Annotated in this window: 17 protein-coding genes; 3 read left to right on the forward strand and 14 right to left on the reverse strand. The window is 73.0% G+C overall.

What is annotated here, in order from left to right:
- Positions 1-92 precede the first annotated feature (92 nt).
- From NQZ70_RS00330 to NQZ70_RS00345, 4 genes are all read right to left on the reverse strand, one after another.
- Positions 93-2,036, reverse strand: coding sequence for a CBS domain-containing protein (locus NQZ70_RS00330; protein WP_129572425.1), 1,944 nt, complete (start codon positions 2,034-2,036; stop codon positions 93-95).
- A gap of 101 nt (positions 2,037-2,137) precedes the next feature.
- Positions 2,138-3,031: a hypothetical protein gene (locus tag NQZ70_RS00335; protein WP_129572426.1), complete on the reverse strand. Its 894-nt coding sequence runs from the start codon at positions 3,029-3,031 to the stop codon at positions 2,138-2,140.
- A gap of 44 nt (positions 3,032-3,075) precedes the next feature.
- Positions 3,076-3,894, reverse strand: coding sequence for a hypothetical protein (locus NQZ70_RS00340; protein WP_207217701.1), 819 nt, complete (start codon positions 3,892-3,894; stop codon positions 3,076-3,078).
- 151 nt (positions 3,895-4,045) lie between these two features.
- A complete protein-coding gene (locus NQZ70_RS00345) occupies positions 4,046-5,746 on the reverse strand; it encodes a hypothetical protein (RefSeq protein ID WP_129572427.1) in 1,701 nt (566 codons plus the stop codon).
- A gap of 80 nt (positions 5,747-5,826) precedes the next feature.
- On the opposite strand from NQZ70_RS00345, the gene NQZ70_RS00350 reads away from it, so the two are divergent.
- Both NQZ70_RS00350 and NQZ70_RS00355 read left to right on the forward strand, forming a co-directional pair.
- On the forward strand, positions 5,827-7,146 hold the full coding sequence (locus NQZ70_RS00350) for a hypothetical protein (RefSeq protein WP_237244891.1): 1,320 nt from the start codon (positions 5,827-5,829) through the stop codon (positions 7,144-7,146).
- 58 nt (positions 7,147-7,204) lie between these two features.
- Positions 7,205-11,137: a lamin tail domain-containing protein gene (locus tag NQZ70_RS00355; RefSeq protein ID WP_237244892.1), complete on the forward strand. Its 3,933-nt coding sequence runs from the start codon at positions 7,205-7,207 to the stop codon at positions 11,135-11,137.
- Between the two features lie 181 nt (positions 11,138-11,318).
- Here the strand turns inward: NQZ70_RS00355 and NQZ70_RS00360 are convergent, their stop codons facing one another.
- The 6 genes from NQZ70_RS00360 to NQZ70_RS00385 form a co-directional block, all read right to left on the reverse strand.
- On the reverse strand, positions 11,319-12,014 hold the full coding sequence (locus NQZ70_RS00360) for a hypothetical protein (RefSeq protein ID WP_237244893.1): 696 nt from the start codon (positions 12,012-12,014) through the stop codon (positions 11,319-11,321).
- 535 nt (positions 12,015-12,549) lie between these two features.
- Positions 12,550-14,199: an SBBP repeat-containing protein gene (locus NQZ70_RS00365; protein ID WP_237244894.1), complete on the reverse strand. Its 1,650-nt coding sequence runs from the start codon at positions 14,197-14,199 to the stop codon at positions 12,550-12,552.
- Positions 14,199-15,185, reverse strand: coding sequence for a tetratricopeptide repeat protein (locus NQZ70_RS00370; RefSeq protein WP_129572428.1), 987 nt, complete (start codon positions 15,183-15,185; stop codon positions 14,199-14,201). The genes NQZ70_RS00365 and NQZ70_RS00370 overlap by 1 nt, the downstream gene beginning before the upstream one ends.
- An 8-nt stretch (positions 15,186-15,193) precedes the next feature.
- A complete protein-coding gene (locus tag NQZ70_RS00375) occupies positions 15,194-16,849 on the reverse strand; it encodes a serine/threonine-protein kinase (RefSeq protein ID WP_129572429.1) in 1,656 nt (551 codons plus the stop codon).
- A 274-nt stretch (positions 16,850-17,123) separates the two neighbouring features.
- A complete protein-coding gene (locus NQZ70_RS00380) occupies positions 17,124-18,479 on the reverse strand; it encodes a cyclic nucleotide-binding domain-containing protein (protein WP_129572430.1) in 1,356 nt (451 codons plus the stop codon).
- Between the two features lie 198 nt (positions 18,480-18,677).
- Entirely contained in the window at positions 18,678-19,352 is a 675-nt protein-coding gene (locus NQZ70_RS00385) for a dienelactone hydrolase family protein (protein ID WP_129572431.1), read from the reverse strand.
- A gap of 331 nt (positions 19,353-19,683) precedes the next feature.
- Here NQZ70_RS00385 and NQZ70_RS00390 point away from each other — a divergent pair, with 331 nt between their 5' ends.
- The gene (locus NQZ70_RS00390) at positions 19,684-20,424 is read left to right on the forward strand and encodes a hypothetical protein (protein ID WP_165373721.1); all 741 of its coding nucleotides are present in this window, start codon (positions 19,684-19,686) and stop codon (positions 20,422-20,424) included.
- Positions 20,425-20,457: 33 nt separating this feature from the next.
- On the opposite strand, the gene NQZ70_RS00395 is transcribed toward NQZ70_RS00390, so the two are convergent.
- The 4 genes from NQZ70_RS00395 to NQZ70_RS00410 form a co-directional block, all read right to left on the reverse strand.
- Positions 20,458-21,291: a hypothetical protein gene (locus NQZ70_RS00395; protein ID WP_129572432.1), complete on the reverse strand. Its 834-nt coding sequence runs from the start codon at positions 21,289-21,291 to the stop codon at positions 20,458-20,460.
- Positions 21,292-21,456: 165 nt separating this feature from the next.
- Positions 21,457-22,641: a PLP-dependent aminotransferase family protein gene (locus NQZ70_RS00400; RefSeq protein WP_129572433.1), complete on the reverse strand. Its 1,185-nt coding sequence runs from the start codon at positions 22,639-22,641 to the stop codon at positions 21,457-21,459.
- 375 nt (positions 22,642-23,016) lie between these two features.
- Positions 23,017-23,823, reverse strand: coding sequence for a cellulose binding domain-containing protein (locus tag NQZ70_RS00405; RefSeq protein WP_129572434.1), 807 nt, complete (start codon positions 23,821-23,823; stop codon positions 23,017-23,019).
- A 540-nt stretch (positions 23,824-24,363) separates the two neighbouring features.
- Positions 24,364-25,167: a nucleotidyltransferase domain-containing protein gene (locus tag NQZ70_RS00410; RefSeq protein WP_165373722.1), complete on the reverse strand. Its 804-nt coding sequence runs from the start codon at positions 25,165-25,167 to the stop codon at positions 24,364-24,366.
- Between the last annotated feature and the right edge of the window lie 151 nt (positions 25,168-25,318).

The following is a 25,318-nucleotide window of genomic DNA, read 5'->3' on the forward strand; positions in this document are numbered from 1 at the left end:
GAGATAAGAAGATTTTTTTCTCTCTCCTTCCTTTGCGCCTTTGCGCCTTTGCGTTTTTTCTTCTTCATCCTCCTCGCGGCAGCGACCCCCGCTCACCCCTCGCGCAGGAACGCCTCCAGCAAGGTCGCCGCCACGTCGAGGAGATCGCGCTCGGTCACGATGCCCACGAGCCGCTCGCCCGCGACCACGGGCAGGCAGCCCACGCGCTGCTCGCGCATGATCCGCATCGCCTCCAAGGTCGGCGTCTCCGGCGTGATCGTCACGGGATCGGCCCGCATGATGGACGCGACCGTGGGCGGCGCGGACCCGTTCGACGCCGCGGCGCCGCGGGCGACGAGCCGGAGCAGCGCGCGATGCGAGACGACGCCGACCAGCCGGCCCCGCTCGTCCTCGACCGGCACGTGGCGCACGTGCCGCCAGTCCATCACGCTCGCGGCGAAGTCGACGATGTCGCCGGGGCGCACCGTGAAGAGATCCGTCGACATGAACTGGCCCACGGTCCGGTAGCTATCGCGCAGGAGATCCCGATCCGCCTCGAGCGCCGCCGGCTCCCAGGTGTGCACCGGGCGGCCAGCCCCGCCGCTCCGGGCCTCCTCCTGCTGGCGGGCGAGCATCGCGGCCGAGAGCGCGCGACACTGCAGCTCCGGGGTGCCCTGCCCGGCCATCGACGCGAGCGAGCCGAGCGCCCACTGGGCGCCGGTCTGGCCGCGGCGCACCCGCTCCTCGACGACGCCGAGGTAGCGGTCGATGTCGGCGGCGTCGATGCCAGCGGCCGCGAGGCCCTCCCGGGCCGCCGGGAGGAGGTGCGCGAGGATGAGCTCCGGCGCGGGGAGGCTCCGCCCGCCGGTCCACGCGAGCTGCGCCTTGAGGCCGTGGCGCGCCGCCGCGAAGAAATTCGCCTTGGCGTCCTCGAACGGCATCTCCAGGTCGATGCGCGGGTGCCGCTCGGCGAGGCCGGACATGAGGCCGAAGAAGAAGGCGGCGTTCGCGACCTCGTCGAGGAGGGTGGGCCCCGCGGGCAGCGCGCGGCTCTCGATGCGCAGGTGCGCGACGCCGTCCGCGACGCCGTAGCAGGGGCGGTTCCAGCGGTAGACGGTGCCGTTGTGGACGCGCAGGGCCCGGAGATCCGGCGCCTCGCCGCGCGCGAGGGCCGCGAGCGGCGGCTCGCCGGTCTCGGCGGTCATGATCACCCGGAAGCGCGCGATGTCCTCGCGGAAGATCTCGAGCGCGCCGTCGCGCACCCACCCGTCGCCGAAGTGGACGCGGGGCTTGTGCTGCCGGCCCTCGAGGGCGCTCGGGCGGGTGTCGACCGAGGTCTCGAACAGGGCGATCCGCGTCTCGTGCCAGAGCCGCTGCCCGAGGAGCAACGGCGAGTTGACCGCGGCGGCGAGGACCGGCGCGGTCACCGCCTGCGCCAGGTTGTAGAGCGGCGCGAACTCCCGCGCCCCGACCTGGAGGTGGACCTGGAAGCTCGTGTTGCACGACTCGAGCAGGATGTTGTCGTGGGTCATCTCGAGCTCGTCGAGCCCGTGGATCGACACGCGGAAGTCGCCCTGGCGCAGCTCCCGGAGCGCGCGGTTGAGCTCGTGGTAGCGCGGCGCCGGCGTGAGGCTCTCCAGCCGGAGATCGCCGGCGCGCAGCGTGGGGAGGATGCCCGTGAGCAGCACCTCGGCGCCGACGGCGCGCGCCGCCTCGGCGGCCCGGCCGACGACGTCGGCGAGCTCGGCCTCGAGGCGCCGCAGGCAGTCGCCGCCGAAGGGCAGGGGGGTGAGGTTCGCCTCGAGGTTGAAGCGGGCGAGCTCGGTCGTGAGCCGGGCGTCGGCGGCCCGCTCGAGCACCTCCAGCGCGACCGGCGCGGGCCGGAGCGCGCGGTCGACCAGGAACATCTCCTGCTCGGCGCCGATCCGGCGCACGCCCGACTCGATGCGATCCTCCTCGAGGAGGCGCTCGAGCGCCGCGACGTCGTCGAGCAGCGCCCGCATGAAGGCCTGGAGCTGCTCCTCGTTCGCCCGCTCCCAGACGTGATGCTCGCCCATCGTGACCCACCCGCCCTTTCGCCCGATCCGCTCCCGCTCCGCCGAAGCCTACGACGGGCGGCGGCGCGCGCGCACCGTTCCCGGCGGCGCGCCGGCGGGCGTCAGAACCGGTAGCCGACCGCGAGCCGCAGCGTGGCGACCTTGTCCTCGGCGAGGCCGAACCCGAGCGGCGCGTCGAGCGCCACGAGCAGCCCCGCCCGGCCGTAGAAGCCGGGCTCCGCCGGCGTGTAGCCGACGAACGGCTCCAGCGCGAGCTGCGCCAGGTCCTCGTGCGCGAGCGTCAGCGCGGCCTGGAGCCGCAGCCCGCCGCCGAACGCGCCCTTGCCGCGCAGCTCGAGCTCGCTCCCCTGCTCGATCACGAGGTCGACGTCGCCCCCGCCGGTCGGGAAGGCGACCATCACCGCGGTGTCCGCGCGGAAGACGAGCCGCGTGGCGATCTCCGCCTCGACGCCGCCGCGGGCCCGCACGGGGAAGTGCTTGGGGATGAACCGGTGCAGATCGGCGTAGGCGCGCGCCGGGAGGGTCGCCTGCAGCGCGGCGCGCGCGTCCGCGTTGGGGTCGGTGATGACGGGGATCGAGAGCGCGCCGCCGCCGAAGACGGCGAGCTTCTTGGACATCGCGCGCGCGTAGTGGGCGCCGACCGTGGGGTTGCCGAAGAGGAAGCTGCCGGCGCTGCTGCTCTCGTCGACGTCGAGCCGGGACGACCGGAACGTGGCGGAGACGCTGCCGTAGGCGAGCGGGAGCTCCGCATCGAGGAGGAGCCGCTTGCGCCACGCCAGCTGACCGACGAGGGCGAAGCTCAGGCCGAACGTGCTCACCTCGGACTCGACGTCGGCCATCGACCACCCGGCCGACTTGCTCAGGACGTCGAGCTCGAGCGCCGCGCGGGAGCCCTGGGATCGGATCCAGCTGGTATTCTCCGCCGATGCGGCGGTCCGGGCCGCGAGGGCGAGGGAGAGGAGGACGGCGGCGGAGAGCAGCGGTTTCGCGTTCAAGCGGTCCCAGCTGCGATGACTAACACGGTCCGGCTCGCCCGTGGTCACCGAACGGCGCGCTCGGCGCCGGCAGCCTCCTCGTCCTCGTCCTCGCTGTCGTCCTCGTCGTCCTCGTCGTCCGCCTCGCTGTCGTCCTCGCCCTCGTCGTCCTCGTCCGCCTCGCTGTCCTCGAAGAGGAGCGAGGGGGCGCCGCCGGCGCCGTGCTCCGCGAAGATCGCGTCGGCGGCGACAACGAGCTCCTGGAGGCGCTCCGCGTCCACAGGGCCGTACACCGCGATCGCCATGACGCGGTCCTGCACGAACAGCCACGCGTCGGGGAAGTCGCGCAGGGCGTCGCGGACGCGCGCCGAGAGCCACCGGCCGATCGGCTTCGCCTCCGGCCCCTCGACCAGGAACTGCTCCATGAAATCCGGGTCCTTCTTGAACTGGACGCCGGTGTTGGGGGCGCGCCTGCCGTCGACGATCGGCAGCGGGCACACGGTGAGCCGGGGCGCTGCCTTGGCCAGCTTCGCGACCACCACCTGGTGCTCGCTGCCGTTCTTCGCGTCCGGCCCGACGATCGCGACGTAGGCGAGCTTCGGGACGAGCTCGTAGCGGGAGACGACCGCGCCGCCGCCCGCGTCGTCCAGCATCCGCTCGAGGCTGCCCGGCATCGAGCGCACCGGGCGAGGGCCGTCGATGTCGGCGACGGTCTTCCGGGTGTCGCGCTGCGCCCCGGACCGGCGCGAGGCCGCCTTCGGGGTCATCAGCACGCGCCAGCGCACGAGCTCGGCGTCGCGCCGCGCCTCGTGCCGGCCGCGCAAGCCGGTCAGGTACCAGACGACGAGCAACGCGAGGGGACCTACGTACCAGAGCCAGGGCATGGGGCGGCGATGCTAGCAAACCTCGCGGAGCCGCGGTGGGGTCGCGCGCATCCGAGGTGGGGTCGCGCGCATCCGAGGTGGGGTCGCGCGCATCCGAGGTGGGATTGCGGGCCTTCGCCGCGGGGGAGCGCGCGCCCGCGGGCGGCGGCGCTCAGGGCGCGGCGGCCGCGGGCGGCGGCGCGTCGTCCCGCCGCTCGAAGATGCACCAGTAGCCGTTCTTGCTGTGGCGGATCATCCCGGCCACCTCGTAGATGCCCCGGAAGCGCCGGTCCTTGCGGAGCTTCTCCTGCGCCGGGAACGGGAGCTTGTCGCACGTGTCGGCGCCGCCGACGAACACGAAGTAGCGCGGCGACTTGTCGAACACGCGCTGCACGTAGCCGGGGCCCGTCTTGCGCGTGTAGCCGCCCGGGAGCTTGGAGATCACCGGATCGACGAGGCCGAGGAGGTCGAGCACCGGATAGTCGGTCGCGTACCCGATGTACCCGATGTCGCCCACCGCGACCTCGCCGGGCTTGCCGTGCTCCTGGAACCACGCGGCCGTGCCGCCGGCGGCGCTGTCCCAGAACCGCTTGTCGTCGTCGAGGATCCGGAACTGGGCGCGATCGAGCTTCTGCGCCCGGAAGACGCCCAGCGCGACGATGCAGCCGACGGCGAGCGCGCCGGCGCCCGCGGCGAGGGCGATCGCGCTGCCCTCGCGCGACGCCGCGGCGCGGGCCGAGAGCGCGGTGAGCAGCGGCTCGAGCAGCGAGCGGGCGCCGAGGCCGGCGAGGAGGAAGCAGAACGGCTCGAACGGGCTCATGAAGCGGTAGAACGGCATCCAGTCGCCGCCGACGAGGAGCACGTAGCCGCCCACCGCGAGCGCTAGGACCGCGACGCACAGCGCGTCGCGGTGGCGCGCGACGATCGCCACGCAGAGGCCGAAGAGCGCGAGCAGGAGCACCGGCGAGGTGTGCGCCGCGTACTCCGCGAGGTAGCGCTGCCCGCCGGCGAGCTGGTCGGCGAGGCTCCCGGTCTTGGCGCTGAGCGTGTTCGGCAGCCAGGTGCCGTAGTAGCTGTGCCGCCAGAGCATGTGGCACGCGATCGGCGCGGCGAAGACGACCCCGCGGAGGAGGTTCTGCCGCCCGAAGAAGCGCAGGCCGAGGAACAGCATGGGGATGCCGAGGAACATCGGCGCTTCGGGGCGCGTCAGGCCGGCCAGCCCGAAGACGAGGCCCGAGTACGGGAAGCCCGTCCCCCGGTCGCGCTCGCGGAACATCATCTCCGTGCCCGCGAGGACGAGCAGGACGAAGAGCGGCGTCTCCAGGCCGAAGACGGCATATCCGCTCTGCACGATCGAGGTCGCGAACAGCCACGTGGCGATGCACGGGATCGCGCCGTGCGGGCGCAGCCGCGCCGAGAGGAGGTAGACCGCGCCGAGCGAGCCGCAGGCGGCGAGCCCGCCGAGCACCTTGGCGACGACGTCGGGGTCGAGGCCGACCTTGATGAAGGCGGCGAGCAGCACGGTCCAGAGGAAGTTCGTGTACCCCTCGATGCGCTCGCCGGCGTTGTAGACGAGCCCGAGGCCCCGGGCGAAGTTGCGCGCGTAGCGGTAGGAGATGTACGCGTCGTCGATCGTGAACGAGCGCACCCGCACCATGTTCGCGACGAGCACGATCGCCGGCAGCACGAGGCCGAGCGCGAGGTGCAATCGACCGGAGAGCGGCGCGCCGCGCAGCCAGTCGCGCAAGCCCCGGGCAGGCGGCGCGTCGCGCTCGCCTTCGGCCGCGTCGTCCACCTCGCCGTCGGCGTCGTCGCCCGCCGCCGCGACCCCGGCGCGCCCGCGCACCTCTTCGTCCAGTTCCAGGGAAGCCATGTGATGCGTCTCCCTAGCATGGATGGTCCATGCCGTGGTCGTTTCTTGGTCGGGGCGGTCATCCCAGCTATGCTCGAAACATGCGTGCAGTCATTGTCGCTCTTGCCGCCTCCTCCGCGCTTTCCCTCGCGCCGCCCGCGCTGGGCGCGCAGGACGTGCCTTGCGCCTTCTATGGAATCGACCCGGGGGCGCCCGTCGATGCAGGGAAGGTGATCCTCGACGAGGAGCGGGCAGAGCAGCTGGCGCGCGCGGGCGCCGGCGCCGTGCGCGTCGAGTTCGTGCTCGACGGCGCCGAGGCGTGGGACGAGGACAAGCTCGACGAGTACGAGGCCGTCATCGACGCCGTGCGCGGCGCCGGCCTCGAGCCGCTCGGGCTGCTGTCCCACCGCGCGCTCGCAGAAGGACAGGCACGCTGGAACGACGATCCGGACGGGGACGGCAACAACGCCTATGTGGAGGCGTTCGCCGAGACGGCAGAAGCGCTCATGACGAGGTTCGCCGGGGACGTCGTGCGCTGGGAGATCTGGAGTCAGCCGAACTGCTTCGAAGACCCCGATTACGCGCTCGATCCAGAGAACGCCGGCTGCACCTACATCCTGCCGCGCGTGCTCGCGCAGATCCTCGCCCAGATCCGCATCCGCAACGAGGCGCTCTTCAACGTCGGCGAGCTGTCGCTGATCGCGGGCGGCCTGCTCGCCTCGGACGACGCCGCGGCGCCGTTCTCGGGGGTCGACTACCTGCGCGAGCTCTACGAGCAGCCCGTGCTGGAGGAGCTGGCGCTGCGCTACGGCGAGCGGACCCCGTGGTCGTACCTCGGCCATCAGCTGTTCATGAGCCAGTTCGGCGAGGTCGATCCGGTGGTGCTCGGCGGCTATCTCGACGAGGTGCGCGAGCTCGCCGAGCAGGAGGGGGACGAGAGCCCGTTCTTCGTGACCGGGATGGCGTGGTCGACGGCGCTCGTGGGCGAGGAGCTCCAGGCGGCGAACCTGACCACCTCGCTCGATCTGCTCTCGCAGCAGCGGGACGACGTCGCAGGCGTGGTCTGGGCCAGCTTCCAGGACGGGCCGCGCGACGACCGGCTCTACGGTCTTGTCGACGAGGCCGGCGCCGCCAAGGTCGCGTTCGCCGCGCTCCGCGAGGAGGCCGCGGGCTGCGAGCCCGAGCAGGGCGGGGGGACCGGGAGCGGCGGGGGCGGAAGCGGCTCGAGCAGCGGCGGCGTCAGCGGCGCCCCGTTGCCCGGCACGAGCGGCCAGGGAGGGCGGCCGATCGACGGAAAGCGGCGCGAGAGCTCCTGCAGCTATGCCGCCGGCGCGCCCCAGGGCCGCGGCGCGCTCCCAGATGTGGGCTGGCTCGCGTTGCTCGCGGGGGCGGCGATCGCACGTTCCCGCCGCCTCATCTGAAGACAAGCGTCATCGGAAGACCACACTGGCGCGTGCGGGCATCGCCTACACTAGCGCCATGCCTCACCGATCGATGCACTTCGCGCGGCTGATGGCCGTGCTCGTGGGCCTGTTGTTCTGGAACGGCTGCGGGGACGACGACGGGGGCGACACCCCCGCCGGCGTGTGCGGCGACGGCGCGGTCGACGTGGGCGAGGCGTGCGACGACGGCAACACGGCGGAGGGCGACGGCTGCTCGCCGACGTGCCAGCCCGAGGGCGCGCCGCGGCCCCGCTGCGGGGACGGCGCGCTCGACGCGGGCGAGGCGTGCGACGACGGCAACACGGACGGCGGCGACGGCTGCTCGTCGGAGTGCGAGATCGAGGTGCCGCCGCGCTGCGGCGACGGCGTCGTGGATCCGGGCGAGCAATGCGACGACGGGAACGTCGCGGGAAGCGACGGATGCGAGGTCGACTGCACGAAGTCGAGGATCCTGGAGATCGCCTGCGGGGAGATCCCGCCGGTCGCGCACGGGACGTGCGAGGTGGTCCCCGGCGCGGGCGCCACGCTGATCCGGGGCGTCGTGCTGGCGCCGGGCGCGGTGTACCGCGGCGGGCGGGTGCTCGTGGACGAGCGGGGGACGATCGCGTGCGTCGGCTGCGATTGCGAGGCGGCGGGCGCGACGGTGATCACGTGCCCGAAGGGCGTCATCTCCCCCTCGCTGATCAACACGCACGATCACATCACGTTCACGCAGAACAACCCGTATACCCCGACCGAGGAGCGCTACGAGCACCGGCACGACTGGCGCACCGGCGATAGCGGCCACACGAAGATCGACACGCCGGGCTCGGCCACGCCGGCGCAGATCCGGTGGGGCGAGCTCCGCTTCCTGATGGGCGGCGCGACGTCGATCGTCGGCTCGGGGAGCGCGACCGGGCTCCTCCGGAACCTGGATCGGGGCGACCAGGAAGGCCTGGGGCAGAAGTCGGTCGTCTTCGACACCTTCCCGCTCCGCGACTCGAACGGCCGCGAGCTCGTGAGCGGCTGCGGCTACTCGGACGACATGGTGAGAGGGGAGGACATCGAGGGGGAGGACGCCTATTGCCCGCACGTGGCCGAGGGGATCGAGGCGTCGGCGCGCAACGAGTTCGTCTGTCTGCAGAAGGCGCCGAACGACGTGCTGAAGCCGCAGAGCGCGTTCATCCACGGGATCGGCCTCACCGCGCCCGACTACGCGGCCATGGCCGAGAACGGGACGGCGCTCATCTGGTCTCCGCGCTCCAACATCACGCTCTACGGCGACACGGCCGTGGTCACCGCCGCGGCCCGCCTCGGGGTGCAGATCGCCCTCGGCACGGACTGGATCGCGACCGGATCGATGAACCTCCTACGCGAGCTCCGGTGCGCGGCGACGCTCAACGAGGTGTATTACGACGGCTTCTTCACCGACGAGGAGCTGTGGAGGATGGTGACCGGGAGCGCCGCCTCGGTCACCGCCACCGACGAGGTCATCGGCGCGCTGTCGCTGGGGAAGGTCGCGGACATCGCCATCTTCAACGGCGCGGAGCGCGCCGATCACCGCGCGATCGTCGCCGCGGAGCCCGAGGACGTCGTGCTCGTGATGCGCGGCGGGAAGGTCCTTTACGGCGACGCGGCCGTGGTGGCCGCGGTCCGGGGCGCGGAGGTCTGCGACGAGCTCGACGTGTGCGGCGTCGCGAAGCAGGTCTGTCTGCAGGACGAGATCGGGATGGGGCTGGAGGAGCTCGAGCGGGCGGCGGGCGAGATCTACCCGCCGTTCTTCTGCGACGAGCCCGAGGGCGAGCCGCTCTGCACCCCGTCGCGCGCGGCGACCGCGCCCGTGAACGCCTCGGTGAACGGCTCGACCGTCTACACGGGGCAGCCGACGGACGAGGACGTCGACGGCGACGGCATCGAGAACGGCGCGGACAACTGCCCGAGCGTCTTCAACCCGGTCCGGCCGCTCGACGACGGGGCGCAGGCCGACGCCGACGGCGACGGCGACGGCGACGCCTGCGACGCGTGCCCGATCGACGCGGGCAGCACCCTCTGCTCGGCGCCGAACCCGCACGACGCCGACGGCGACGGCGTCGAGAGCGGCGCGGACAACTGCCCGAGCCTCGAGAACCCCGACCAGGCCGACATGGATGGCGACGGCAAGGGCGATCCGTGCGACCTCTGCCCGGCGGACGCGAACCCGGGAGCGCTGGGCTGCCCTGTGTCGATCTACGACATCAAGGACGGCACCGTCGCCGAGGGGATGGTGGTGGCCCTGGAGAACGTGCTCGTGACGGGGAAGCACGCGAGCGGGTTCTTCGTGCAGGTCAAGCCCGGGGACCCGGGGTACGCGGGGCCCGCGTACTCCGGCCTCTACGTCTACAGCCCGGGCAACGCCGTGGTGGCGGGCGATCGCGTGCGGATCGCGCGCGCGGTGGTCACGAGCTTCTACGGCCAGATCCAGCTGGGATCCGCCGTGGTCGAGGTGATCGCGTCGCTCGGCGAGGCGGCGCCGGCGCCGGCGCCGGTCGCGCCGGCCGACATCGCCACGGGCGGGCCGCGGGCCGCCGAGCTCGAGGGCGTGCTCGTCGAGGTGGCGGACGTCAGGGTGACCGGGCTCGAGACCATGTACAACGAGTTCTTCGTCACGGGCGATCTGCGCGTGAACGACCTCCTGTACCTGGCCGACCCGTTCCCGGTGGTCGGCGACCGCTTCTCGAGGATCCGCGGCATCCTCGACTACCGGAACGACGACTCGAAGATCGAGCCGCGCAGCGCGGAGGACCTCGTGCCGGGCCCGCCGCGGCTCGCGGCGTTCGGGCCGGCGGAGTCGTTCGTCTACGTGGGGCAGACCGGGGCGCAGACCGTGCCGGCGCCGCTCGAGGTGACGCTCTCCAGGCCGGCGCCGGCCGACATGTTCGTGGCCGTGACCTCGGGCGATCCGGCGGCGCTCGCGGTGGTGGGCGGCGGCGTGACCGTGCCCGCCGGCGCGACGAGCGCCCCCGTGCTGCTCGACGCCATCGCCGCGGTGGAGGCCGTGACCCTGACCGCGGCCCTCGACGACGCGAGCCTCACCGCGGCGGTGCGCGTCCTCGATCCGATGGTGGCGCCGGCGCTGGCCGCGCTCGACCCGGCGTCGGCCACGGTGGCGCCGGGCCGCACGGTGTCGTTCACCGTGGCGCTCGACATCCCGGCGCCGCCGGGCGGCGCGGTCGTGGCGCTCGCGCTCGATCCGCCGGACGCTGGCACCCTGCCGGCGTCGGTCACGATCCCGGCCGGGCAGCAGGGCGCCACGTTCGAGTACGTGGACGGCGGCTCGAGCGCCGGCGTCACGGTGACCGCGACGCTCGGGGAGAGGTCGCTCACCGCGACCGTCGAGGTGGTGACGGTGGCGGGAGCGCTCGTGATCAACGAGGTGGATTACGATCAGGAGGACACCGATGCTGCCGAGTTCATCGAGATCTACAACGGCACGGGCGCACCGGTGGACCTCGCGGGCCACGCGATCGTGTTGATCAACGGCGCGACAACGCCTGCCTCCGTTTACCAGACGTTCGATCTGAGCCCTGCCGGGACGCTCGCGGCGGGCCAGTATCTCGTGCTCGGCAGCGCGGCGGTGGTGGTCGGCACCAGCGAGGTGCCGGCCATGGTGCCGGTGGGTACTCCGACGATCGCGTTCTCCGGCGGCCAGACCAACCGGATACAGAATGGCGGGAGCGGAGCGACCGGACAGCCCGACGGGATCGCGCTGGTGAACACGACGACGGGCGCCTTGATCGACGCGCTCTCCTACGAGGGGAGCATCACCGCCGTCACGATCGGGGGCGCCAGCGTGAGCCTCGTCGAGGGCGAGCCGTTGCCGGCCTCCGTGGCGGACCTCAACGATGCTCCGGGCTCGCTCTGCCGCCTGCCCGACGGGACGGACACGAACCAGGCCGCCGCCGACTGGGCGTTCTCCGGGACGATCACGCCCGGCGCGGCGAACGTGCCGTGAGCGAGCCTCGGCCGAGGCGCTCCGCTGCGCGCGGCGCAGCGCGCCTCGGCGGCCGCCATGACCCCGGTTCCACCGCGCGGCCCGCGCCGCGCGGCCTCCGCCGGTGTCGTCATCCTGTCAGCGGGTCTGGAGGGGGATAGGCCGCGAGCTGCTGCTCACGGAACAGGCGGCGCGCTGTTGCTCACAGGCAGCCGCAGAGCGGGTCGCCCTGCTTGCACACGCACTTGCCGCCCTTCTTCGCCACCCCCGCGCGGGCGCCTCGCGCGGCCTTGGCCGGCGCCGACCGGACGCCCTTGGCCGCGGCCGCCTTGGGCGAGAGCTTCGACGTCTTCGCGTCGGCCTCGTCCTCGTCCTCGGCCGCAGCCTTCGCCTCCTCCGCGGCCTTGTACGCGGCGAACGCCTTCTGCGCCTTCTCGGCGTCGCTCTTGGCCGTATCGAGCGCGAGGGTCAGCTCGGAGATCTTCTTGTTGCGCGCCTCGAGCTCCAGGTTGAGCTGCGCGATCCGGTCCTGCTCGGCGATGCGCGCGGCCACCGCCTCGGCCTGGGCCGCCTCGGCCTCCTTCACCTTGCCGGCGAAGGTCGTGACCGCGACCGCAGCCGCGGCCGCGATGATCAGGCCCATGCCGACCGCGAGCCGGCTCCGCCGCTTCTGCCGCACGCCCTGGGCGAGCGCCTCGAGCTCGCGATCCAGGTCCCCCGAGGAGGACGACATGGGCGGCACGCTGGCCGCCACCGGCGCGATGCTGGGGCTGACCTGGACCGCCGCGTGGACGCCCGTCCTCGTCCCCTGAGCATGCGTGGCGGGGGTATAGGGCAGCGCCCCTGGTGTGACGGGGGTATAGGGCAGCGACCCCGGCCTCTCTTGAGTGTTGATCATCGCGCGAGACCTCCTCCTCCGTGAGCGGTTCCTCGGCAGGCAAATGTAATGCCCGGTGCGAGGAGCTCCCCGCCGCGCCGCGGCGCCTCCCGAAAAGCGCCTGAATGCGGGCAGCGCAGGAGATCTCGAGGTGATCCAGAGGCGGGTCGCGCTCGATCCGGTGGATCAATCGTGCTGGTACATGGAGCTCTCACCGGACCTCCATGTGTCCCCCTGGTCCACCGGACGTCCTGCCCCAGCGCGTCGGATTCGCTGCTGCTCGCAGCTACGTAGATCCGTCGTTGCTCAATGCAGCACGAGGAGGCCTCGAGCAAGTTTTGTCATCGACCGAGATATGTCAATGGATGTGTACCAGAGCATCTTCACTGGAACGCTGGTCGGCGCAGGCGCTGGACACCCGATGCCCTTTTCCGTACGGATCGCGCGATTCGAGCTTGGCTGCACGAGCGTGGCGGCGGCGAGCCGACCTCGATCTGCAGGAATGCAGGAAGGGCGCCAGCGGGGCGGCGAAGCGCGCGTCGCCCCGGGGCGGACGTCAGGGCTGCAGCTTGGCGACGAACGCGTCGCGGCCCCCGACGCTCGTCAGCGGGGCTCCCCCGAGATCGATGCTGCCGTCGAAATCGCCCGTCAGCGCGATGACGCCCAGCGCGCCCACCGTGACGTCCGCTGCGCTCTGCGTCATCGCATCGCCGAACGAGATGGCCCAGGCCGTCGTGCCATCCGGCATGAACTTCGCCAGGAAAGCGTCCTTGTCGCCGCGGGACTCGAGGTGCCGAGAATCGAGATCGATCGAGCGCGCGAATTCTCCGACCACGACGACGTTGCCCGCCTGGTCCACCGCCACCCCGAGCGCCCGCTGATCGTCCTGACTCCCGAATTGACGGCTCCAGACGGGCTTGCCCTCGGCGTCGAAGGCGGCGACCACCGCGTCGGCCCCTCCGCGATACGGTGGAGTGGATCCGTCGATGTTCATCGTTCCGTGGGTGCTCCCCGCGACGACGATGCCTCCCTGGGCGTCCACCGCGACCGACACGAACTCTTGCGCCATGTCATCGCCGAAGCTCTTGGCGATGCGCGGCACCCCGTCCCTGTCGAGCTTGACCATGAAGGCGTCGTAGCCGCGGGGGATGATGGGCGTATCCCCGAAATTCATTTCCCCCGCGAGGCTGCCGACCAGGACCACGCCGCCGTCGGGCGTGGCCGCGGCGTCGAGGGCGACCTGTTCGCTCCGATTGCCGAAGTTGAAGCTCCAGACGTGGTTCCCCGCCGCGTCTATCTTGGAGACGAAGATGTCCTCTCCGCCGGCGCTGTTCAGGTCCTCCACACCGAACACCTCGGCCCGATCGGTAAAGCTGCCAGCGACGAAGATGTTGCCCTCGGCATCCACGGCGAGCCCATGGACCGTGTCGGCCGCGGGACCGCTGATCTTGTTCATCCAGTCGAGGCCGCCCTCCGCGTCGAGCTTCGCCACGAACACGTCCGTGCCGCCGTCGTTGCCGAGCGAGGACCCGTCGATACGGAGGGTGTTGTCGTAGGTCCCGGCCACGATCACGCCGTCGTTCGTGTACGCCACGCGGGTGCAGACATCCGAGCCCGTCCCCCCGAACGCCTTCCCCCAGATCCTGGCCCCGGTCGGGCCGAGCTTGACGACGAAGGCGTCGGTCGAGCCCTGGGAGGTGGCGAAGCCCACGTTCCCGGTGAACCGCCCCACGACCAGGAGGTTTCCCTCCCTGTCGAAGGCGATGTCATGACCGTACTGCTCGCCGCCCTCCCCGATCTTGGTGCTCCACTCGAGCTTTCCGGTGCACTTCGGCTCACCATCGCAGCTCTCGTCCAAGGCCTCCGTCGCGCAACCCTCGGCCGTGGGGACCACCTGACCGACGCACACCCCGCCGCGCAGACAGCCGCTCTTGCACTCGCCGGAATCCAAGGTGGAGGGGGGGCCGTCATAACAAGGCACACAGGGCTCCTCGCCGCCCGTGGAGGCGCTCGACGTCGCCCCGCCGACGCCGCCGCCCGCGCCGCCGTCGCCGCCCGCGCCGCCCAGGCCGCCCAGGCCGCCCGTCCCGCCGGCGCCGGCCGCGCCGCCGCCGTTCATCGCGATCACGCCCTTGTCGAAGCATCCGCCGAGCGCGCCGGCCACGCCGAGCGCGCCGAAGAGCACCAAGAAGCCGCTGCGTCTCATCAGAACACCCCTGCGATCCCAGCGCCCCACGGCGATATCCACGGACGCACCGCCGCGTCCTTGGGCTTCGACGCCGACGGCGTGGTGAGGAGCAGCGCGACGCCGCCCGCGGCGAGCGCCCCGCCCACGATGAACGCCGGCGCGGGGATGAGGCGCGTGGTGTTGTACGAGCCCAGCTTGTCGCGCGTCTTCGGCGTGTCAGGGCACACGACCTTCTCGGTGCACCCGAGGTCGATGAGATCGCTGCGCAGGGTGAGGGTCACGCCGAGCGTGACGCCGCCGATGGCGAGCGCCGCCGCGCCCGTGCCCAGCGCAGACCAGCCGAGCACGCGCTGCGCGCCGCCCGGCGGCGCGGGGCCGGCGGGCGAGGGGACGGCGGGCCGGCGGACCTCGGGGAACGCGAGCGCGATCGACGCCTCCTGGCGCTCCGCCAGCGTGACCTCCTGCCGGACGACCCGGCCCGCCCACGCGCCCTCGACGAGGTGCTTGCCGGGATCGACAGGCCGGCTCACCCCCACGAGCGCGGGCGGCATGGCCTTGCCGTCGACGGTGATCTGCACCTCGCGCTCCGGGGCGCCGCGCACCCCGACTGCCAGCTTGGGGATGCGCGGTTTGAGATCGCGATACGCCTTCTCGGCGTCGGCGACGGCCGCCTTGAAGACGTCGCTCGCCGAGGCCTCGAGCGCGGTGCGGCTCACCTGCAGGTAACGCTCGGAGGCCTCGATGAGGCGGCCGAGCTGCTCGAGGCACCGCGCCGCGTACAGGCCGATCGTGGGGGCCTGGATCAGCTCTTCCGCGCGCCCGAGCTTGTCGAGCGCCGCGGCGTACTCGCCGCGGTCGTAGAGCTCGAGGCCCTCCTCCGCGAGCGCCCGGGCAGCGTTGACGGTGGCCGGATCGACGTCGGCCGCGCGCGCGGGGGGCGCGGCGGCGAGCGCGAGCGCGAACGCGACGGTGGCGGTGCCGAGGGCCCTCAAGCGCGGGTGCATGCGTCTCCTCAGAAGCCGAGGCGGTCGGCCTTGGTCCGCGGCTCGCTGGAGGTCGAGGGCCGCGCCGCGCCGGAGGCCGAGGGCCGCGCCGCGCCGGAGGCCGAGGGCGCGGCCGCGGACGGGGCCCTGGTCCGCTGCGCGGACGGGGCGGCCTTGCTCGGCCGAGCGGGCGCCGCCGCGGCCCACGATGCGGCCGCGGCGGGCGCTCGGGAGGCCCGCGCGGGGGCGGCGCTGTCGGCAGGGGCCGAGGGCGCCGCGGCGGACGCGGCCGTCGCCTCGCGGGAAGGCGCGATCTCGGGCGCTCCGCTGGCCGGAGCTGCCTCCGCCGGCGGCGCGTTCGCCGGAGGGGCGGCCGCCCGCGCCTCGAGCGCCGGCGTCGGCGACGACGCCGCGCCGGACGGCAGCTGGCGCGCGGACGGGTCGCTGCCCAGCGCGCGCCAGCCCACGAAGAGCGCCACGCCGAGGACCGAGGCCGCGAGGCCGAGCACGAGGGCGGTGACGGGCGCGGTGCGGCGAGGCGGCCAGTCGGCCTCCGCGCCCTCGTCGACGACCGGCGGCGAGGCCGTGCCCCCGCCCGGCGAGACGGAGACCGGCGGTGCGGACGCCGGCGCGGCAGACGTCGGCGCGGCGGACGCCGGGGCGGCAGATGCCGGCGCGGCGGATGCCGGCGCGGGAGATGCCAGGGCGGCAGAGGCCGGCGCAGCGGACGCCGGCGGGACGGAGCTCGGCCCGGCGTCCGCGACGGCGGGGGCCGGGGCGGGGGCGGAGATCAGCGACGCCCTCCCGGCCTCCTGCGCCTCGCCGCCCGGCAGGAGCGCCTCGCGCAGCGCCTCGCCCATCGCCGTCGCCGAGGGGAACCGCGCGCTCGGATCGCGGCTGCACGCGTGCAGGAACCACTCGTCGAACGCCGGCGGCACGGGCACGCGCGCCACCTTCGAGGGGACGGGGAGCGGGTCACTGCATATCTCGAGGATCATCGCGCCGGGCGCCTCGGCCGTGATCGCCGCCCGGCCGCACACGCACTCGAAGGCGATGACGCCGAGCGCCCACAGGTCCGATCGGTAATCGACGTTCGCGCCCTGCGCCTGCTCAGGGCTCATGTACGGCAGCGTCCCGATCAGCACGCCGGCCTGCGTCCCCAGGCCCTCGCTGCCGTACAAGCGCGTCTTCGCGACGCCGAAATCGAGGACCTTGGCCACCTCGCGGTCGTCGTCGCGGGCGAGGAAGATGTTGTCGGGCTTGAGGTCGCGATGGACGATGCCGGCGTCATGGGCCTTGCGGACCGCGCGCGCGACGTCGGCGAAGATGCGCGCCGCCTCGGCCGGCGAGAGCGGGCCGACGCGCTGGAGCCGGTGCGCGAGATCCTCGCCCTCGAGCAGCTCCATCGCGATGAAGGGGACGTCGTTGTCGACGCCGTGATCGAGGATCTGCACGACGTGCGGGCTGCGGAGCGCCGCCGCCGCCTGCGCCTCCTGGTAGAAGCGCGCGCGCACCGTCTCGTCCTTCGCATACAGCGGGCCGAGCATCTTGATCGCGACCGGCGAGCCGAGCGTGAGATCGTCCGCGCGCCAGACGGTGCCCATGCTGCCCGAGCTGAGCGGGCGGATCAGCCGATACCGGCCGACCAGCACCTGTCCCTCCAGCCCGAACGCCTTCGTCGTCATTGTCGCAGGACCTGTCGTGCGCGCGTGGCCTACCCTACGCCGGTAATTGTTCAGTGCTGTTCAACAAGCACAACGGATAGACTGAAAGTCTACGGGCCATGGTGCGGAGCGTCAATCGGCGCACGCGCCTCGGCTCGCAGGACGCTGCTAGACCACCGAACAGGTTGAAACGCCGCGCAACAGAGAGTTTGAACCACAGAGGCACAGAGGGAACAACAACAAAAACTCTGCCCAACCATGGCGCATTTCTTCGTCTCTCGAGCTGTTCGGCGCCCTAGATCAGCACGAAGTCCTCGGCCACGGAGACCTCCTCGGCCATGATGCTCGTGGTCTCCTCGTCGCGCTGGACGGCGAGCTTGTAGAGTTGCGCCAGCACGGCCGGGTGAGCCTCGACCAGACCCATGAACTCGGTGGCCGGCAGGTACAGCGCCACGGTGGGGTGGACGGCGATCACGTCGGCGTTCGCCGCGCGGCGGAGGACCATCGCGATCTCGCCGACGACGTCGCCCGGGCCGAGCGTGGTGAGCACGAGCGGCTCGAGGTGGGCGTCGTCGGCGGTGTCGCGCCGGACCACGGCGACCTCGCCGGAGGCGATGAGGAACAGGCCGGGGGGCCGCTCGTCCTGGACGAGGAGCCGCTCGTTCTTCTCGAACGTGCGGGTGCGGAACCGCTTCACGAACGCGGGCCGGTCGGCGTCGGGGACGACGCGGAGCACGTCGCTCATCCGGACGAGGTTCTCCACCATGCGGTCGCGGCAGTAGGCGGCGAGCTCCAGGCCGACCTCGGGCTCGCGCTGGGCGATCTCGTCGATCGCGTCGCGCTTCACCTCGAGCACGATGGACGGCCGCGTGGCGACGACGCTGCCGGTGCGCGGCGCCCGCGAGAGCAGCGCCATCTCGCCGAACATGGCGCCGTTCGTGAGCCGCGCGAGGACGATCTCCTCGCTGCCGCGCCGGCGCCGGGCCTCGAGCTCGCCGCGCGCGACGAAGTAGGCCTCGCTGCGCGCGGCGCCCTGCTCGATGACGGTCGTCCCCGCCGCCACCCAGATGGGCGTGAACGCGGCGCACAGGGCGCGGAGCGCGTCGCGCCCGACCGACGAGAAGACCGGCTGGGGCGCGATCCCGGGGTGGTCGCTCTGGGCGGCGAGCCTGCGGGTGGCGTCGTGGATGATCTCCGTCGCCTTGTTGAGCAGGAGCGCGCCGGTGAGCACGGACGCGAGCGGCTGGAACGCCTCGGCGGTCGGCAGGGGCGGCGGCGGCGGCGCGCCCTCGCCGAGCCGCGGCGAGTCGCGGCAAAAGGCCTCGGCGATGAGGTCGAGGCCCGGGCCGGCGTCGCCGCCGAAGCGCTCGCTCTCGCGCGCGGCGGCCACGGCGAGCGGCAGGTTCTCCAGGTCGATCGCGCGGACGACCGCGGTGGCGCACGCCTCGCGCGCGGCCTCGTGCCGGTTCAGCTCGCCGAGGAGGCGGCCGCAGAGGCAGAGCGCGGACGGCATGGTCGGGTCGTGCCGGACCAGCGCCGCGGCCCAACGGAGCGCGGCGTCGCGCTCTCCTGCGAGCGCGAGCGAGAGCGCTCGGTCGATCGGCGACTCCGCTTGGTGGGTCGAACCCGGGAGCACCGGGGGGAGGGCCATGTAGGCGTCTATATCAGGGTTCGTTGCGCGACGGCAAAGAAGGCCGATCCGGTCGCAATGCGGCGGCTCGGCGGTCCGTGTCTGACCAGCGCGGGGCGCGGAGCGCGGCGAGCCCTCTCCGGGGCGGCGGCGCTCGCGGCGGCGCGCCCGCCGCCCCGCGCGATGCGCGGATCTCCGGGCAGCGCCGGGGCGCAGCGCTCAGCCGAGGTGCTGCTTCAGGAACTCGATGCTCCGCTCCCACGCGATCTTGGCCGCATCGGCGTCGTAGACCTCGGGGCGCGTGTCGTTCGCGAACGCGTGGTCGGCGTCGTAGACGTGGAGCTCCATGGACTGGCCGCGGGCGGTGAGCTCTTTCCGGATCGCCTCGGCGGCGGCGGGCGTCGCCCACCCGTCGCGCGCGGCGAAGTGGGCGAGGATCGGCGCCTTGACGCGCGTGTAGTCGGGCGCGGGGCTCGGGATGCCGTAGAAGGGCACCACGGCCGCGAGCTCCGGGATCGTCGCCGCGGCGGCGAAGCTCAGCGCGCCGCCCATGCAGAAGCCCATGACGCCGACCTTGCCGTTCGACCGCTCGTGCGCCGCCAGGAAGCGGACCGCGCCGGCGATCTCCTCGAGGGCGCGCGGCTTGTCGAGCTCGGTCATGAGCCGGTTGGCCTCGGCGGCGTCCTTGGTGGTCTTGCCGTGGTAGAGGTCGGGCGCGAGGGCGACGAACCCGGCGGCGGCGAGCCGATCGAGCAGCGAGCGGACGTGGTCGTTCAGGCCCCACCACTCCTGGATCAGCACGACGGCGGGCGCCTTGCCGCCCTGCTTCGGCCAGACGATCTCGCCGGTCGCCGAGGACCCATCCTTCACGGGGAATGAAACCTTCTCGGACATGCGACTCCTCCCTTTCAAGGCGGGCACGGCCTTCGCCGGCCCCAGTGAGCGAGCAGGGCACGGCCTTCGCCGGCCCCGGTGTGAACGAGCGGGGCACGGCCTTCGCCGGCCCCGGTGTGAACGAGCGGGGCACGGCCTTCGCCGGCCCCGGTGTGAACGAGTGGGGCACGGCCTTCGCCGGCCCCTTGGGCGCGGCGCAGGATAACCGCGCGTCGCGTCGTGCGCATCGCGCATCGCGAGACGCCGGGCGCGCGCTGCACGCCGGGCCGGCGCGGAGTAACATCAACGCGTGGATCCGCTGGCGGAGCGATGGAGGCGGGCCGTCTCTTCCGTGAAAGAGCTCCGGCTGCGGGGCGCGTTCCTGCGGAGCGAGATGCTGCGCGCCGAGCCCGCCGCCGTCGCCCGCGCGCTCGACGACCTGTGCCGCGACGCCGAGCAGGCCGACCCCGCCGCGCGCGACGTGCTCGGCGCCGTCGTGCCGGTCCTCGCGGATCCGGCGCTCTCCGAGCGCGTCGCGCTGCTCCGGGAGCTCGCCGCCTCCCTCGCGCTCCTGTCGCTCTCGCGGCTCTTGCGCCGCAAGGCGCGGCGGCGCGAGGCGCAGCCGGCCTCGCCGGCGCCCGACGAGCGCCAGGTGGCCACGTCGGGCGCGGGCCGCGCGCTCACGCTCGGCGAGCGGCGCGCGCTCGCGCGGCGGCCGACGCGCGCCGCCTTCGACGCCCTGCTGCGGGACCCGCACCCGCTCGTCATCCGCAACCTGCTCGCGAACCCGCGCCTGACCGAGGATGACGTCGTCCGGCTCGCGGCGCGGCGCCCGGCGAGCCCGGAGGTCATGACGGAGATCGCGCGGCACCCCGAGTGGCCCCAGCGCGCGCGGGTGCGCATGGCGATCGTGCAGAACCCGGGCGCGCCGCCGGAGATCGCGGTGCCCATGGTGCGCCTCCTCCTGCGGCCCGAGCTCCTGCAGCTCGCGGCGGCGGCGGACGTGCCCGCGGTCGTCCGCGCCGCGGCGCGGGAGCTGCTCGAGCGCCGTCCGCCCGTCCCGCACAAGCCGGGCGGCGCGCTGGAGCAGTGAGCGGCCCCGCGGCGGCCCCGGCCGCGGCGCCCCTCACGGCTCCGGCCCGCCGCGGCGCCCCGCGCGGTCGCGGCGGCGCGCGCGCCGCGCCGCGGCCACGGCGAGCGCCGTCGCGAGGCCGGGCAGGGCGCCGCGCGCAGGGCCGGCGGCGTGCGCGCAGGCCGCCGCCGACGCGCCGTCCCCCGGCCGCGCGGGGCGCGCGTGCGCGCAGGCCGCGCCGAGATCGGGCGCCGTCCAGGGCTGGTGGAACGCCATCGCGCGCTCCTCGGGGTCGTCCACGTTGCTGAGCTCCTCGCTCGGCTCGTCGCCGAGCGCGATCCAGAGCCGCACGCGGCGCGCCTCCGGGCTCCACGCGACCAGGTGATAAGTCCCGGTCTCCGGCACCTCCATCTGCAGGTCGAGCAGGAGCCAGGAGCGGGCGCCGGTGACGGGCTCGCGGACCACCTCCGGCGCGTGCTCGCTCGGGGTCGAGAAGAGCCGCGCGCCGAGCCCCGCGGGCGCCTTGAAGGGCAGCGCCGCGGCCCGCGGCAGGCCGGGGCCGAGCAGCGCGAGGGAGGGGCGCTCGCGGCGGAGCGCGTCCATCTCCGGCACGCCGAGCTGCACGCGCAGCGTCTCTCCCTGCGCCGCGTCGAGCGTCAGCCATACCGGGCGGCTCGGACAGCCGAGCTCCGAATACACGATGCGAGAAAGGTGGAGCCCGGAGAACTCGAGAGCCTCCTCGGCGCTCGAGTGATCTCCGTAATCGAAGAAGATCTCGCGTGCGCGCGCAGGGGGCGCCGACGCGAGCAGGGCCGCCAGCGTGACGGCCAGGAAGGCGAGGCGCTCGAGGCGCCCGCGGAGCGTCGCGCGGCGGGTCCGGATGATCATGTCCCTCGACGCGATCTCTGGGGCCGAAGATCGGTCTGTCGACGCCGGACGCGCCGCGCCGCGAGGCGGGAAATCGCCCGTCGCGGGGAAGACGCCGGGAAAGCCCGGGAAGGGGAGGACGAGGGCGATGCGCGGCGCCGGCCGCGCTCGCGGGCGCGTGCGGCGCTACGCGACCTCGGCCCAGCACCGCGCGAGGCGGCGGATCCCCTCGTCGAGGTCCTCGTCGCGCTCGACGGACGAGAAGCACAGCCGGAGGGCGAACGGGGTCACGGCGCCGTTCGCGCGGAACAGCGACCCCGGATCGAAGGCGACGCCGTGCTCGATGGCGGCGGCCAGGAAGAACGCCTCGTTCGGCTCGGCGTCGGGCTCGACCCAGATCGCGAAGCCGCCGGCCGGCGGCTCGAACCTCCAGCCGGGCAGGTACCGGCGGAGCGCTTGCTCCAGGCGGGCGGCGCGGCGGGCGTAGAACTCGCGCAGGCGCACGAGCCGCTGATCGAAGTCCTCGTTGCGGAGGTAGTCTTCCAGGATCGCCTGCGGCAAGCTGGCCGCCTGCAGATCGGCGGCCTGCTTCAGCTTGAGGACGTCGGCCCGGAGCGCGCGCGGGGGCACGAGCCAGCCGACGCGGAGCCCCGGGCACAGCGTCTTCGAGAACGTCCCGACGTGGAACACGCGATCGGGCGCCTCGGCCAGGAGCGGCCGCGGGGCGGCGCCGTGGAAGCTGAGATCCGCGTAGGCGTCGTCCTCGATGATGGGCCGGAGGGTCGACAGGACCTTGGCCCGCTCGCGGGGCGACATCCTGCGGCCGCGCGGGTTCGAGACGGCGGGCATGAGGTAGTGGGCGTCGACGTGGCGCCCGTCGTCGACGACGGTCGCGCCGAGCGCCTGGAACAGCTCGAGCGCCCCGGGGTAGCTCTCGGGGTCGACGCCGATCCTGGCGCCCGGCCCGCGGAGCATCTGCGCGGCGAGCGACACGGCCTGCTGCGCGCCGCTCGTCACGATGACGTCGTCGCCGGCGACGCTGGCGCCGCGCCGCCGCAGCTGCCCGGCGATCCAGGAGCGGAGGTCCTCGTCGCCCTCGGGCCAGCCGTACTGGAGCGCCGGGCAGCTGGGGGTCTGGAGCGCGCGGACGAACGACGCCGCGAGCTTCGTGCGCGGGAACTCCCCCGGCGCCGGCAGCCCGCCCGCGAAGCTGATGAGGCCCGGCGTGCCCGCGGCGCGCCGCTTCAGCGTCTCGAACCGGCCGAGGCCGAGCCGCGCCCCGCTCCGCGGCGGAGCCTGCGAGCTCGGGGCCTGCGACGGTCGGGTGTGGGATGACGGGGGCGGAAGGGGGGCGAGCGCGGTAGCGTCCATAGATTTGAGAGTCCGGACGCCGCTTATTCAAGGATGGTGCCGTCAGCGCTGTCCGTCTCCAGACGGAGCGGAAACACTCGGGATCGGCGGCAGGACGTAATTCCCTGGAAATTTGGTTACATCGCGGCAACGCGGGAGGGGCGAAGGCGCGTTGCTGGGTGTGGCGTGCTCGCGCGGCGTGTCAGGCTGCCACAGCGCAACGATTGGCGTGCAGGGGTGTCCTCGAGACGGACGCGGTCTGGAAATACGACCATCGTGGTCTGAGCGGCGAGGGCTCTGCCAGGAGATCCGTGCCCGGAGCACGCTGCGCGCTGGGCGTGAAGCGCGCTCGCGAGGCGTTTCGCCCGGGCCGGTCGTCGGGGGGTGTTCGGCTGATTAGGGCTCTACGCCCCAGGCGAGCTCGCCGTCGTGGTAGACGGTGATCTGCATCGAGGGCGTCCAGGCCGTCGTCGCCTCGAAGGAGTAGTCGTCGGTCTGCGTCATGCGGTCGTAATCGGCGCTGTAGATGCGGATCTGCACCTCTCCGGACGTGGCGCCCGGGGCGAGGCTGCCAACGGCGGCGAGGAAGCCGAGCTCGAAATAGCGATCGGCGTCCGTGCCAGAGGCTGCGCCGAAGGTCCTGACGGTGTTGTCGCACCCGCCGGTGGTCGCCGCATGGTCGCATGCGCTCCTGAGATCCACCACCTCGACATCGGCCGTGAACCAGTAGCGAATCGTCAGATCGCTGAGCGCGACGCTCTCAGCGCTGGTGTTCTTGACCCGGACCTTGAACGACAGCTGCTGGGACTCGGCGCCGGTCTCCCTCGCCGCGTACTGCAGCTCGAGCGCCGGGGTGGTCGGGCCGCCGGTGGTGGAGGTCGCGGTGGTGGAGCTCGTGGCGCTGCCGCCGCCGACGCCCGTCGTGGCGCTGGTCGTGCTGCTCGCGGTGGAGCTGACCGAGCTGCTCGTGGTGGAGCTGACCGAGCTGCTCGTGGTGGAGCTGACCGAGCTGCTCGCCGTGGTGCTCGTCACGCCAGCGCCGCCGTCGCCGCCGGCCCCGCCGGCGCCGCCGTCCCCGCCTGCCGAGCTGCTCACCGTCGTGCTCGCGACACCGCCGCCGGAGCCGGACGTGCCGCTCGTCGCGGAGCTGGTCGTGCTGCTCGTGGTCGACACCGAGGACCCCGCGCCGCTCGAGCTGGTCACGCCGATCGAGGTCGAGGTGGGGCTGCCTCCGCCTCCCCCGCCGTCGCCGCCCAGACTGGACCCTTCGGCGCACGCCGCGAGCATCAGGAGGGAGGCGGCAGCGAGAGCCCTCGAGCCCTCCAGCCAGGAGCGCGATTCTCCAACTCGATGGTTGCAACTGCCCGGCAGGAGCGGCGCTCCTGCCCTCGCCGACATCTTCATCCGAAGACCCGGGATACAAGCTGCTTCGGACGTCCTCGGGCCGAGCAGCGACGCACACCTCGCTATCGGTCGCATCTTGAGTACTCCTGCGAGCGCCCGACCCTGTCCGAAGGTCGAACGGAAGGAAGTTGAGCTCGGAAGCTTAACCAGATCCCCTCGGCGCCAGCAAGAAGTTTGGGCGCAGGAGCAGCGTTGTTTTGGTAATTTTCTGCTGATGCCGCAGTCGCTATGTGGAGCTTTCCTGTGCACAGGTATGCGCACAGGTAGGCGACGAACACGGGCCGATGCAGGGGGAGCCCTTGTGTTCTCGTCGCCTGTGTCCCGGCCCGCGGGGCCGCCTCACGCGTCCTCCAGCGGAGGCGGCGCGTGGAGCCAGTTGAGCTCGGAGTCCTCCATGAACCGCGTCTGCCACTGGGCGGGTCTCTCCCAGTCGCGAAACGAGAGCACCGCGCCGCAGAACGCCTCGCCCGTGCTCTTGCCCGGCGCGCGGATGAGCTCGTCGGCGAGGCGCAGGAGATCCGCCGGCTTCTCGGGCGCGTCCGCGACGAAGGCCCTCACCCACTTGTGGTAGGGATAGAGGATGCGGTTGTGCGCCAGGATCAGCCGATAGCCGAAGAGCACCGCGCGCGACGCGGCCCAGGTCAGGAGATAGCGGTTGTCGTGCTGCTCCGCCGACTCGAGGTAATACCGCATCGCCTCCAGCTGGGCGATGAAGCCCAGCATCTTGTGCGCGCGCTCGTGCTCGGGATAGGCCGAGATCGCGCGCACCAGGCCGTCGATCTCCGGGAGCCGCGACCAGGCGACCATCGCGCCAAGGAACGCCGAGCGCGCCGGCTCGCTGCCGCGCTCGCGGGTCTTCTGGAGGAGGTCGAGGCTGACGATCTTGCCGTCGACGTACCCGCCCGGATAGTCCACGAGGCCCTCGTCCGAGGCGACGTAGACGAGCTCGCCGGTCGCCTGGCGCCGCCTCTGCTCCTCCTCGGTGACCACCCAGAAGAAGTCGATGTCGGACGTCTCCTTCGCCAGCCCCTTCGCCTGGGAGCCGCCGATGATGACGGCCAAGGAGCACGGGTCCGCGCTCAGCCGCTCGACGAGGCGCGATACGGTCCGGAGATGGTGCGGTCGATAGTTCGGTTCTCGCATTGGGGTCATCCACGCTTTCTTGCCCCGAGGAGCTCGCCTCCCGGAGGGCCGTCGTACGGTAGCGCGGCCGCGCGGAGACTTCCCGCTCGGAGGCTCGCCGCCCAACGCGATCGGCGAGATCCGGAGCGGCCTCGCCGATCGCGCCCCTCGC

The organism is Sorangium sp. So ce836 (genome assembly GCF_028553905.1).
In the GTDB taxonomy this organism is placed as follows: Bacteria; Myxococcota_A; Polyangia; order Polyangiales; family Polyangiaceae; genus Sorangium; species Sorangium cellulosum_D.